A 12,767-nucleotide genomic window follows, 5' to 3' on the forward strand; every position below is an offset into this window, starting at 1 on the left:
CCCTCATTTTCTAGGCTATCGAATACCTCTTTTATTCAACTTTGATCATATGAGAAGGCGTTTGTGAAGACTCCTGTCTAATGGCGATCTGAACCAACCAATGATGGTAGGAGCACTTCACAAATGCTTTTTTTATGCCTTTAACCCAAGATGTTGTACCGAACGAAAATGTGGTTTAGAGCAAAATTTTTTTGCCTTTTTCAGTTTGCTATGTATACTGCTATATCATAGATGATCACGTCATACTCTTTGTTATCGATTTGAATGGAACAGCAATCAACCACTGGATTCTTATTTACAAGAATATTTGGCGAAGAGGGAGAAATGAACAGAGTCATTTATGAATCACAACCTTCGTTCCAACTGGCAATTTAGAAGATAATTCTAGAACATCATGATTAAACATTCGAATACATCCATGTGAGACATTCTTACCGATGGAAGATGGGTTATTGGTTCCGTGTATGCCGTAATGAGGCTTTGACAACCCCATCCAAAACACTCCGAATGGTCCACCGGGATGGCGTTGTTTATTGATAATCGTAAACGTCCCATAAGGGGTTTGTGTCAATATTTTTCCAACTGCTATGGGGTAAGTTTTTATAAGTCTGTTTCCGTCAAATAGTTTTAATCTATGCTGAGATACGGATACGTCGATCCATTTCACCATAAAGATCCACTCCGTTTTTGAATATAGTATGAAGTGACTTAGGCATTTGTTCCTGGTGCTTAAAAAAATGTTTGGATTTTTTCTGCTTTGTCCACCATGGTAGAGGGGATGGTAAATATTTGGGAAGTGAACAATTGCAACGTATATCGTTAAGGATGTTCTACAATCAAAAATGATTCCGGCACCTACAAGCGGATAGGGGAAATAGACAATGCATTGGCTGATGGAAATACTTCCGTTTTAATTTGAGAGAAAAACAAATAAAGAGGTTTAAATATCTCCGGAATTCCTATAAAATGGAATTATAGTTTAATAATGGTGGTTGATGAGGGAAATGAAATTATTGGGAATTTCTTTTGGTGCCAGTTTTTTAGTCGGAGCTTTAATAACACTTATTTCTTTATTCTTTCATGATTTACTAACGTACTTCCTTTTTTGTTTTTCGCCAAGCTGGTATTTTGTTATGAAGCATCACAACATGGAAGCAAAAATCTTAATAGACATTTTGTTATGTGTCGTCATTTTTGCTTTCCTTCTAATAATGAGGATGATAAAAACGAAACGTTCGATGGAAAAATAACAGGGATTGACGAAACGAAGCAACTCTGTCGTAAAAACCGAGGACACTGAATCACGCAAAAGCGTTGTTTAGTGTCCTATTTATTTGATTTAAAGTCTAAATAGGAAATCATAATTTTGTACATTGTTTCCTTAGGTAATCTAGCCATTCTAAAAAAATCAATTTTTCTCGAAATTTAAAGAGCGATCATTTGAAAAATAGTCATTTTTAACATTCGACATCTCTTTAGTGAAACAACATAATTAGAACAAGTTCTTGTTAAAGAATGAAGAAAGTTTTTTTATAGCATTTTTACTTTCAGGTAAGGTAGGATCTGCGCAAAAAACATGCCAAAGACCATTATAAATGTCTAAACTCACTTCTACTTTTTGATTCATTGCTTTTTGTGCAATGCGAGTTGAATCACTTAATAATATTTCATGACTACCGGCAATGATCATCATTGGTGGAAAATCTTTATAATCTCCATAAACAGAAGAAATGAAGGGGTTTTTTACTTCTTCTTTTTGGACATACATGTTTGCGAATGCGGATAACTGTTCTTGACTTAAGATGGGATCTATTCCAGACAAAGTATTAAAAGTTTCTCCAGAAAAACTCAAGTCAGCCCATGGAGATAACAAGCCAATAGCTGCTGGTAATTTAGCATTCATTTCCTTGAGCTTTAGTAACATTGATAATGCAAGACCTCCACCTGCAGAATCACCTAAAATACCAATATTATTTGCTGAGTATCCATGGTTGCAAAGATAATGAAAAACTTTGACCACATCATTTAATCCGTTAGGAAATGGATTTTCTGGGGCTAAGCTATAATCAATAGATAAAATATTAATCTGACTACTATGAGCTAGTTGAATAGGTATGGTAGTGTATATTTCGATATTTCCAGATACATAACATCCACCATGTAAATAAAGAATCACTTTTTTATCTTCTTTGATCTGTGGAGTTGAGATCCAGACAGCCCGTATGCCACCGATGCTCACTCTTTCTAATTGATAGTCCACTGTTATTTTATTTAGTAATTCTTTTAAGTTTTTATCCATCATTCGTCTAAAAATTTCTAATGAATGAGGGTGGGAAAAGTTTATATTTTCAGACTCTTTAGAGGAGGTAAAAAGCATTTTCGCAATTGTTTGAGCTTCTATGCTCATTTCTTTATTGATGGGAATATGAAATTCATTGTTAATCTGGCTCATCCTGTTCACTCCGTTTCTAAATATTTTTTAAATATTCTATACATCTTTTTATTTCCACAGTCGTTCTAAATGAACTTGTTTATTCGTAAACCTCAATAAAAAAAACATCCGGATTGGTGAGATTTTGACATTGTTAAAATCCAAAATCTTGATTGAAAAATTTAATCAGGAGAGACATTAGATTTCCGTGAGTAGCCATAAGAATATTTTCATGTTCGTTTTTTAATGCTTCTTCCACAACGTTTACAATGCGTTTTGTCGCTTCGTTGCTCGACTCTCCGCCTTCATATGATAACTCCTTTGATTTTCATATTCCCCATCCATTCACTTTGCTTGTTATTCATAGGTTATTATATCAGGTGTCTATTCATAAGTACTATGCATGAATTTTATGCAAATATACAATTTGAAGTGATGGAAAACGTGTCGTATCAAATTTAATGTTTCAAAACAAAGAGGCTAAATGATTTGTGCGGCTTTTTTTGTAACTAAAAAGCTACTTCCAGTTTTTTTAAGAAGATGGTAGAAGTTCCTTCAATTCTTTATTGAAAAATGATTACTCACTTTCCAAAAGAGAAATCGAAAAAAATTTAATGAGTTTTAACGAATGTGTAGTAAAAAGATGTTTTCTCATATTTTTGTAATGTAAGGGATCAACCGCTTTCTAATAACATAATGAAATTTTGTTGGATCAAATGAAAATAAACGAAAACTCCCGTTTGAAAGGATTTCAGTTTGCCGATACCTGGGATTATTTCTCGCTAGATCTGAGATTTCTTTATGTAATATAAAATTGACGGAAATAAAAACCTTAGAAATTCAATGAAATCTTATGAATTACATAAGTGTGGAACTTTCTGTAAGTAGATGAGTTTGTCCGATACAACTCTTTCTAAAGAACATATCTTAAAAGTAGGGATTGCTGATCCCCGAATACTAAAAAGGAGTGTAATCCTTGCAAATCAATGGATTCAACAGTTGTTAAAAGTAAATAAAATATAATTAACTCAACTTTCGCAGTGAAAAATTTATGAATAATCCTTGATTTGATAGGTTTCTTTGGGTATCTCATATTCACTTGACACTGAAAAAATTCGTCTAAAAAACAAAAAGACACCTCTTTCTTTTGGTAAACTATTGGTGACCAAACCAAAAACCAAAGAAAGAAAGGTGTCACCATTATGATAACGAAAAAAGAGTATTTTGCGCAATTACCAAAAGAAATAAAAGACGGATTTTCTGAATTACAAATTGGTAATCATTTAAGAAAAGCAGGAATTATCAAGGCTTGTGGTTATTCTTGTTTATCGATTTTTCAACTATTATTTCTTCTTGTTTTTCAATACAGAAACTGGTACCACGCCTTACAAAGCAAAAAGGCTGCCGATTTACCAGGAAAAGATACCATTTATCGTTTTTTGAACTCGTCTACGTATAACTGGAGAACCTTTTTACTATCTCTGAGCTCCGAAGTGATTCGTCGTGTGAAACAAACGATTTCGAAGCGCCGTGTTACCGTGTTTATTGTAGACGATTCGATTTATTCTCGTAACCGTAGTAAATCGGTTGAGCTTCTAGCTAAAGTATTCGATCATTCCACTCGTCAGTTTGTCAATGGTTTTCAACTATTAACGCTCGGATGGTCCGATGGCTTTACATTTGTACCTATCGATTTCGCTCTTTTGAGTTCAGCGAACCAAAAGAATCGCTTGAACGAAATCCATTCGTCCATTGATAAACGAACCACAGGCTACAAACGACGGCTCGAGGCATTGGAAGCAAAACCAAACATGGTGTTGAAATTAGTAGAACATGCATTGGATAAAGGAATTTTCGCTGATTATGTGCTCATGGATACATGGTTTACTCATGCCCCGTTGGTGGAGAAGATTCACTCCAAAGGCCTTTTTGTCATTGGTATGGTCAAACAGCTGAAACAACGGTATCTTTTCAACGGAGAACGTTTAACCTTGGAACAACTGTATCGAAAAGCGAAACGAGACATTGGCAAAAAAGAAACACTCGGCTCGATTCACGCAACCCTTCATACGGGTTTACCAGTGAAAATCGTGTTTGTGCGGAATCGAAACAACCAAAGTGAATGGCTGGCCATTTTGAGTACAGATACCACGCTGTCTAATGAAGAAATCGTTCGAATCTATGGGATGCGTTGGGACATTGAAACCTTTTTTAAATTCAGTAAATCGTTTTTACATTTAGCCAAAGAGTTTCAAGGTCGTTCCTATGACATGATGATTAGCCATACTACCATTGTCTTCACTCGGTATATCTTGATTGCTTGGCAACTTCGGAAAGAAGAGGATCCGAAGACCATGGGCAACTTATTCTTGTTTCTATGTGACGAAGTAAAGGAGATGGACTTTAAAACGGCTTTACTACAATTGATTTCTCTTTTCCAAACTTTGGCTGAAGCTAAGGTTTATTTGAGTATGGACATTTTTCAGTGTCAACTGTCCAATTGGATTACTTCTTTACCTCGTTATATCAAGGACTGTCTCCATATTTCTGTGTGCGAAAGTTGAGTAATTAATAAAAAAATAAATTATACATGTATTCCAATGTATTCCATAAATTTTTTTGTTTTGAAATTCTATACATTTCTTCAATGAACATAATATTGTTTCCCAGGATTGTTCTTACAGAATTTCTAAACATGGATATTTTAAAGGATATTCTGCTAATACGTTGTATTATTAAATAAAAACGAGAGGGAAACGCAAACGACTGTTAGAAGCGCATATAAAGACGCAGAGAAGTTTTTTGAACATTTCAAAGCAAATGGCTTTCAAGTTATTTTCAAGCAGTCAGACGGCATTATTAAGCCTTATAAAACGAGCAATCCAATATCACATGAGATCCGTTCGTAGTGCAGATGTGGAGAGAAGGCAACGTGCAGATTACATGCGTAGACAAAGACGTGCAAATTATAATGGGCGCAGCAATTGATTAAAATAGTTAACGAATTGGACGATTCAAAAGCGAAGACGTCTTCGGATTTATAATATGAAGGATGAATTATATAAATCAGAACATCTTTGAATGTTCCATCTACGACATTACAAGCGTACTCATACATTTCATCAAATACATTTCCCCTGGTTGTTCCGGCTGTCGTAATCATAATTAAAAGTGGCTGCTGCCTTGCTGATTGCGATTGAAAACTCTTTTTCTTTCCAGTTCACATCAAATGCGTTTAGGCTTATGTATTGGTCTTTCCTTCCTGCTGTTGCAGCAATCTGTCTTTTGGTTTCTTGTAATTCATTGAGAACTCTCATGAGGTTTTGATCACGTTCAATTTGTCGTCTCTCTTGTGCTTCTAATTGGTCTAGTATTTTATGATTTAATTCTTCTTGTTGTTGAATGAAGTTGAGTAGCTTTTTTTCAGGTTCTTGTAGCGACATATCGGGTTGCAATATGGTCAGATTTGAGTGATATAGACTTGCTATGTGTTGTATAGCTTGGTCGAGTGATTTACCTTTCGCTTTCATGCTAGAAATATATTTTAAGTATTGTATATCGTCCTCGTTATATTGCCGCCAATTGTTGTTGTCTTTTTGGAATGAATAACCTTGTTCTTCAAGCATTTGAGAGTATTTCCGAACTGTTACAGGTTTTATATAGGTTTTATGCGTGCAACAGAGGTTACTTTTAATAAGGTTGATAATTCTTATCATCCTCATATACATGCTTTGTTATGTGTTGAAAGTTCATATTTCAAAGATACAAAGAATTATATTACACAGAAACAATGGACAAGCTTTTGGAAAAGAGCAATGAAATTAGATTATGATCCGATTGTTGATGTGCGTTCTGTAAAATCTAAAAACAAAGATAAAATTGATCCAAAGGATGTTACTCCAGCGGTATTAGAAACAGCAAAGTATCCAGTTAAAGATTCGGACTATTTAACTGATAATGAAGAACAGAATATTCAGGTTGTAGCTGATCTGGAAGAGGGATTGAATCGGAAACGATTAATCTCATATGGCGGGTTGTTAAAAGAAGTTCATAAGGAATTAAATTTAGATGATGTTGAAGATGGTGATTTAATTCATACGGATGATGATGAAGAAAAAGCTAGTGAAGATGCTTTTAGTATAGTTGCTGTATGGAATTGGAAAAGGAAAAATTACTTTAACCCGTGGTGCTAGTTGAGTGTCAGCGCTCAACCAGCCCTAGTGTGACCAAGGAATAAGCCAACAAGATGCCATCGAGTGCCACTTCAAACCCGGCCATGGAATTCGCTCGAATGTCGGTGATCCGGTATTGGTCTACGAGAATCGAAAACACCGTCTCGATGACTTTGCGTTTTTTCCTGATCCATTCTTCCCATGCCTTGGATGGGCCGTGCTTTTGATTGTGTCGAGACGGTGTCCAGAACGCGGCTTGGTGTTCTTCGTACAGCTTTTCTCGAAGAGCGTGGCTGATGTACCCTTTGTCCCCAAAGTTGTAGGGATGAGGGATTTGAGTCATCACCGTTTCAGCGGCTTTGACGTCGTGGCAGGACGCTTCCGTCACGACATAGCCCATGGCCAGCCCTTGATTGGTCACTTGAAGATGCAGCTTGAAACCGTAGTACCATTGCTTTTTGGAAGCACAATACCCCATATCCGCGATCCCTCGAAACCGCTTGACGCGCTGCATTCTTGCGGGATGGCACAACGGAAGAGGCAAGCTGTCGACGACCGCATAAGCATGGTGTTGGCCACGTTTCGCCAGCTCATGACGGATCCATTTGATGGCGAAACCAAGCGCTCGGCAGCGGCGGTTGTATCGGGAGCGTTCAAGAAACGAGCCGTTTGTGAACAAATTTCCCGTGACAAAACGATGCCAGGCTCGTTCGGAAGAAAAGCCCAGCAGCTTCCCCAAAAGGTGAACCGCCATGACCACTTCGTCTTCTTGCTTGACCAAGTGACGGTTGCGGCGATGAAGATACATTTGAATCAACGACAGTTGGGCAGAAACAAAACAGAAAATAGCGGCATATTGTTTTTGAAGTTTGGCTGGATCTGTAGTAAAATGAAAGTGCTCTTGCATGGGGGATCTCTCCTTTCGAATGTTGGGTGACACTTTCATTCTACTGGAGATCCGCCAGCAAGGGCTATTTTTATGCTTGTCTGAGTTTTATCTAGCACCACGGGTTACTTTATTAAAAATATAGGTTAATCGAGTAGGAGGGAGCGATTAACTCCCGTCCTCTCACACCACCGTACGTACGGTTCCGTATACGGCGGTTCAATTAAGATCATTGACGCAAGTCTTTATAACTTCCGTGAATAGCTGTTCTCTTTATGCCAGTGGTCACTCCACCCTCCAAGAGGTCTCCCACGGGATTCACCGCTTCCTCCCTCAAGTGAGGTACTACGTTTTCTGTGTTCATCATGACTCACTGAATACCAAGGGCTATTCTCTCTTAATTGTTCGGTCCTTCTTAGTTGTTCTAGACCAACTAATACTATGACCTCTGCTGACTTCTGACGGTTCAGCTACTTATCACTAAGTAGGTTATGAAGAGTACTTCACATATCCGCCAGACCTCCCCGGGTAAGTACATGCACTTTCACACCATCTATCCGCCTCATTTACTCGATATGACCTTCGACAGAAAGAGCTTTGTTTTGTTATGCAAACTCACTCAATCATACCTAGCCTTATATGAGGTTCGTGTTCCTCGGACCGGTGTTTTGCCTCCAGCTTCCTTCAGATTCCGCGTCACCACGGACACCCTTGCTCTTGGCTAACCTCTACTTCTGTCTTCGGGGTTCGGGACTTACACCCTATAGTTCATGTACATGCCGGGCGCACATAAAAATAAAAAACACCAAGCACACTAAAAAAATACTTAGCATATCAATTTGTTATGAGTACTCTTAATGTTGTTATTGACTTTAGTGGAACAATAGAAGATGCTATAGAAAAACGATTGAAAAGTATTGGCGTGTCAAGTTGGTTAGCAGGAATCACAGCTAGAGCAATTGTATTTTTACTATTCTAAGCAAATAACAGGAGATGGAAATAATGAAATCCCTTTTGAAATTTCTGATTGTTGTAACAGGTTCGTATTGTCTCGGTCATATCTTTTTTGATTATTCGGAATTAAAAATAGTAACAAATGTGATTCAAACATTATTCTTCCTTTTTGCATTTATTTATTTTACTGTTTATCGGAAAGAAAATTAAAGTTTATAGAGGGAGATGTTATTTATGACATTTGTATTAATCGTTGTCCTGTTCATTTTACTGATCATTGTCGGAAGTTCTTTTACGGGTCAAGGCGGTTATTAATTCCACGCAAGGTGACATGAAAAAATGCTCATTTGATCGTAACATGATTGGTTTTGCTTTTTGCAAAAGGGCAAATTTTTTACTCATGTGTTGACTTTTTGAAAATTGGTACAAGTAGTTATGGATAGGAAGCCAATCGTCTAGATTACCGATTTAAGTGAATTCACTGCATCCTTAACTCATTACGAGCACCTTGTTTACAAAAAAATGGATGTGACAGGATTTTTTTCTAATATCTCCTTTAAGTTAAAAAGGAGTGATAAATAATGCATCATTTAGTTCGAAGATATCAGGGTGAGCCTGTTGAAGTGATGGACCGCTATGGAAGGGTTCATAGAGGAGTGATAGACGGAGATCCACCTCCAGGAGGAATGGTTATTCGTACCGGCTTCGGTAGAAGATTTATTCCATTTTTCTTAATCGCTGCTATTTTTCTTTCAAGATTCATAAGAATTCGTATTTTCTAAAAAATAATTATATTTTGTCGATAAACTATAACCCTGTCATTTGGCAGGGATTTTTTTTGCCTGTATCGAAAAAATAATAAAGTACTTGGAGAGTGAAAGTTCTGTTTAAATCGCTTTCTCACAATCGAAAAAATGACCAATAAAAACAAAGGGACCATCTAGCAATATCTGTGCGGCCTTGCACGCATATTCATGTAGAATTTCTACCATTTGAAATAAAAAGGAAAGATCTATTTGATGTATTATTTTATCGTCAATAAAATATCAGGAAATGGAAAAGGGCGAAAGGTTTGGAAAAAGATTGAAAAGCTGCTTCAAGAAAAACAGATACATTATCAAGTGCGTTTTACAGAAAGACCGAAACATGCCGTAGAAATCGTGAAGGAAATTTCTTCAGAAACAGGTTTGACAGTGGTTGCGGTAGGCGGAGATGGCACCATTCATGACGTAGCAAACGGGTTAATCGATTCGAATATACCATTAGGGATTATTCCGGCAGGATCGGGAAATGATCTTGCAAGGGCTCTTCAAATACCGATGAACTATCAAAAAGCATTGGAGCGAATTTTAATTGGAGAGCAAAGAAAGATGGATGTTGGAAGAATTGGAAACGAGTACTGCATCACCGTTACCGGGATTGGTTTTGACGGAAAAGTGGCTGAGGAAAATAACTCCTCAAAATATAAAAAGTGGTTGAATACTTTTCGATTAGGGAATCTTTCGTATGGGCTTAGTTTCTTGCATGTTTTATTCCAATATCGTCCCGTCAACGTTCAATTAAAAGTGGATGAGAAAAACTTCTCTTTTTTAAAAGTTTGGTTTATCGCCATTGCCAATACCCCAAGTTATGGTGGAGGTATAAAAATATGTCCTGAAGCTTGTTATGATGATGGACTTTTTGATATTTGCATCGTACATGACTTGCCAAAATGGGAACTGTTGCGCACTTTCCCGAAAGCATTTGTTGGCAAACATGTTTTGCATCCCGGCGTTACGATGATAAGAGGCAAACAAGTAGACGTTGCCTCTGATTGGCCGATTATCGTACAAGGCGATGGCGAGCTTCTCGCAAAAACTCCTGTACAAGTCACGATCGAGAGAGATGCATTACGGATCATTTAACGATTTGTGAGATTCATATTGAAAAAACACTTAGAATCTATTTCACGTTGCTGTATATGGTGTATTCATTGTCCATCGAATAAACGGAGAAAAAAGAAGCAAAAAGAACGATAGAGGAATGTTTGGTGTTTCAATTGGTTAGAATGATCAAAGTGTGTAAATCCTTTCGTTTTATGGTACGATAAGGGAAAAGTAAAGGAAAAGTAAGGGGAAGGCTGGGAAGAACGTGAGAGAGAAAGAAAAGCTGATTGTGCTCGTTGGCCCGACTGCAGTAGGGAAAACTGCACTAAGCATTCGCCTTGCGCATCGTTTTCAAGGAGAAATCATCAGCGGAGATTCAATGCAGATATATAAAGGAATGGACATCGGAACGGCAAAGGTGACTAAAGAGGAAATGGCCGGCATTCCCCATCATTTAATTGATATTAAAGAACCGGATGAATCTTTTTCAGTGGCAGAATTCCAAAAGCTTGTGAGAAAAAAGATAACTGAAATAACGGAAAGAGGACGAATCCCTATTTTAGTGGGTGGCACCGGACTTTATATTCAGTCTGTCATTTATGATTACCAATTTACCGATGTTCCGGGGGATTCGTCTTTAAGAGCTGAATTGGAACAAACAGCAATAGAAAAAGGCGAACTTTATTTGCATCAACAGTTGAAGGAAGTGGATCCTAAAAGCGCAGAATCCATTCATCCTCATAATGTGAGACGCGTTATTCGCGCTCTCGAAATTTACTATACGACTGGGAAACCGATGTCTGAGCATCAATCCGAACAACTTTCGCAGGAACTTTACCATACTGCCATTGTTGGGTTGACGATGGAACGCAGTAAGTTGTATGAGCGTATTAATCAAAGGGTGGATCTGATGATCAGCCAAGGGTTAATCGAAGAAGTCAAGGAGCTGAGAAAGCGAGGCATTCGCAACTGTCAATCCGTTCAGGCCATTGGATATAAAGAGATTTATGATTATTTGGATGGAAAAGTAACGCTTGACGAAGCCATCGAACAATTAAAAAAGAATTCACGACGTTATGCAAAACGGCAGTTTACGTGGTTTCGAAATAAAATGAATGTGCAATGGTTTGATGTCACCAATGAGCATGAACGTGAGAAAAAATTTCAGGAAATTTCACAATTTATAGCAGGAAAGCTACATTTAAAATAGAATACTGTAGTTGAGCAATTTTAATTACAATAATTACCATGTAAAAGAGACAAACAGGGTACCCCTTATGCCACGTGGAGCTGTTTTTTCACGGTATCAATGGGAATATTTTGTTTCGCTGCACGGTAAATGAACTCCACGAGGCTATGTCCTTTTCTCTTGCGCAGAAGATCGAGCCCATCAGAAAAATCGCTGTTCGACTCGAACATGCTGTACACGTAAGCAAGCTGCACCAAGATCCAGTAGCGTTTCACCGCCCGACGTCCGCGAACGCGGTATCCATCGAGTTTCAGCTGGTCTTTCGCTTGACGGAAAAAACATTCGATCGACCAACGCTGGGCATAGTAGCGCAAGATCTCTTCATCGCTTAGATCCCGGTCGGTGCTCAAGACGCAGTGAAGATGTTCCGATGTCATCGGCTGATCGGCTTTCCAAGCGAGCAGCACCACGGCATCATCGAGACCTTTGAGAGAGCCTTCGTAGCGATAAACCCGATAACGCTCTTCTCCCACCGTGACGAGGTGAGTGTCTTTCGGTTCGATGTAGCGGGCAAACTCCCTCACCTGAACCGCAATGCCTTTTGGATAAAGAAGCCGATTGGCCTTGAGCATTGCGATTACGTGGAATCCCTTTTTCAGACAAGCTTCCACGAGCGTTTGCGATGGATACCAAGAGTCCATCAGCACATAAACAGGACGGTGTACATCCAAAGAAGAAAGCATCTCGATCGCGAGTTCCCCCTTGCTTTTCCCAGCCGCCTTGTCGTAGAGGCGGAACGCAAAGGGAAAAGCCTGGGTCATCGTATGAACCATGAGCCAAACGAGAGAATGTCCCCAGATCGACTTTTTCTCTGTGTGAGAATAGTGCCAATCACACCCTTGAATGGCGTGCGTTGCCTGTGACGAAGGCTTGGTTTTTTGGCAAATCGTATCATCGATCGAAACAAAAAGGGGTTGATTCTCCTGTTTGGCGATGCGTTCGACACGACGAAGCATCCACTGTTGAAGTTTGCGAAGCAGCGTCTCTTCATCCCAAGGGCTTTTCGTGAAAAAATGGCTGAGTGTCGTGCGGTGGTTCGGATGAAAGCTCCAATGATGAAGATCGGTCAATGTTCCCGCAAATCCTTTGGTGGTCAGCGCATCCACGATATGAACGAGATGCTTCATGACAGGTTTTGAAAAATAAAGTGCCAACCCCAACATCGTGAAAAACTTGTGGATTCCTTGATGATGTGCTAATCTATTCATGA

12 protein-coding genes and 1 pseudogene are annotated in these 12,767 nt (G+C 38.5%); 7 read left to right on the forward strand and 6 right to left on the reverse strand.

From position 1 onward, the window contains the following. Window positions 1-334: 334 nt before the first annotated feature. The 3 genes and pseudogenes from N1I87_RS08390 to N1I87_RS18045 all read right to left on the reverse strand — a co-directional run. Window positions 335-670 carry a L,D-transpeptidase gene (locus N1I87_RS08390; RefSeq protein ID WP_003352397.1) on the reverse strand — a complete coding sequence of 112 codons (336 nt, stop codon included), beginning with the start codon at window positions 668-670 and terminating at the stop codon, window positions 335-337. Between the two features lie 822 nt (window positions 671-1,492). Beyond that, window positions 1,493-2,452 carry an alpha/beta hydrolase gene (locus N1I87_RS08395; RefSeq protein WP_341101328.1) on the reverse strand — a complete coding sequence of 320 codons (960 nt, stop codon included), beginning with the start codon at window positions 2,450-2,452 and terminating at the stop codon, window positions 1,493-1,495. Window positions 2,453-2,585: 133 nt separating this feature from the next. Next, window positions 2,586-2,735: pseudogene (locus N1I87_RS18045) on the reverse strand (histidine phosphatase family protein); the annotation flags it as partial. A gap of 898 nt (window positions 2,736-3,633) precedes the next feature. On the opposite strand from N1I87_RS18045, the gene N1I87_RS08400 reads away from it, so the two are divergent. Further along, entirely contained in the window at window positions 3,634-4,995 is a 1,362-nt protein-coding gene (locus N1I87_RS08400) for an IS4 family transposase (protein ID WP_003353499.1), read from the forward strand. Window positions 4,996-5,553: 558 nt separating this feature from the next. On the opposite strand, the gene N1I87_RS08405 is transcribed toward N1I87_RS08400, so the two are convergent. Further along, a complete protein-coding gene (locus tag N1I87_RS08405; protein WP_341101329.1) occupies window positions 5,554-6,057 on the reverse strand; it encodes a DUF3967 domain-containing protein in 504 nt (167 codons plus the stop codon). A 42-nt stretch (window positions 6,058-6,099) separates the two neighbouring features. On the opposite strand from N1I87_RS08405, the gene N1I87_RS08410 reads away from it, so the two are divergent. Further along, window positions 6,100-6,624 (forward strand): protein rep, encoded by a 525-nt coding sequence (locus N1I87_RS08410; RefSeq protein WP_341101330.1) that lies wholly within the window; start codon window positions 6,100-6,102, stop codon window positions 6,622-6,624. Between the two features lie 7 nt (window positions 6,625-6,631). On the opposite strand, the gene N1I87_RS08415 is transcribed toward N1I87_RS08410, so the two are convergent. Beyond that, entirely contained in the window at window positions 6,632-7,510 is an 879-nt protein-coding gene (locus tag N1I87_RS08415) for an IS982-like element ISGsp1 family transposase (RefSeq protein WP_004439648.1), read from the reverse strand. A 981-nt stretch (window positions 7,511-8,491) separates the two neighbouring features. Here N1I87_RS08415 and N1I87_RS08420 point away from each other — a divergent pair. From N1I87_RS08420 to miaA, 5 genes are all read left to right on the forward strand, one after another. Beyond that, window positions 8,492-8,653, forward strand: a complete 162-nt coding sequence (locus N1I87_RS08420) for a hypothetical protein (protein WP_341101332.1) — start codon at window positions 8,492-8,494, stop codon at window positions 8,651-8,653. Between the two features lie 15 nt (window positions 8,654-8,668). Beyond that, window positions 8,669-8,758 carry a YjcZ family sporulation protein gene (locus N1I87_RS08425; RefSeq protein WP_341101334.1) on the forward strand — a complete coding sequence of 30 codons (90 nt, stop codon included), beginning with the start codon at window positions 8,669-8,671 and terminating at the stop codon, window positions 8,756-8,758. A 266-nt stretch (window positions 8,759-9,024) separates the two neighbouring features. After that, the gene (locus tag N1I87_RS08430) at window positions 9,025-9,225 is read left to right on the forward strand and encodes a hypothetical protein (protein WP_341101336.1); all 201 of its coding nucleotides are present in this window, start codon (window positions 9,025-9,027) and stop codon (window positions 9,223-9,225) included. Window positions 9,226-9,462: 237 nt separating this feature from the next. Continuing rightward, complete coding sequence (locus N1I87_RS08435) at window positions 9,463-10,347, forward strand: diacylglycerol/lipid kinase family protein (RefSeq protein WP_341103315.1); 885 nt, start codon at window positions 9,463-9,465, stop codon at window positions 10,345-10,347. A 226-nt stretch (window positions 10,348-10,573) separates the two neighbouring features. Next, on the forward strand, window positions 10,574-11,518 hold the full coding sequence (miaA, locus tag N1I87_RS08440; RefSeq protein WP_003352395.1) for a tRNA (adenosine(37)-N6)-dimethylallyltransferase MiaA: 945 nt from the start codon (window positions 10,574-10,576) through the stop codon (window positions 11,516-11,518). A 65-nt stretch (window positions 11,519-11,583) separates the two neighbouring features. On the opposite strand, the gene N1I87_RS08445 is transcribed toward miaA, so the two are convergent. Next, window positions 11,584-12,765 carry an IS701 family transposase gene (locus tag N1I87_RS08445; RefSeq protein WP_040037972.1) on the reverse strand — a complete coding sequence of 394 codons (1,182 nt, stop codon included), beginning with the start codon at window positions 12,763-12,765 and terminating at the stop codon, window positions 11,584-11,586. Window positions 12,766-12,767: the final 2 nt, after the last annotated feature.

It is taken from the genome of Bacillus sp. FSL W8-0102 (assembly GCF_038007225.1).
GTDB lineage: Bacteria > Bacillota > Bacilli > Bacillales > DSM-4216 > Bacillus_O > Bacillus_O smithii.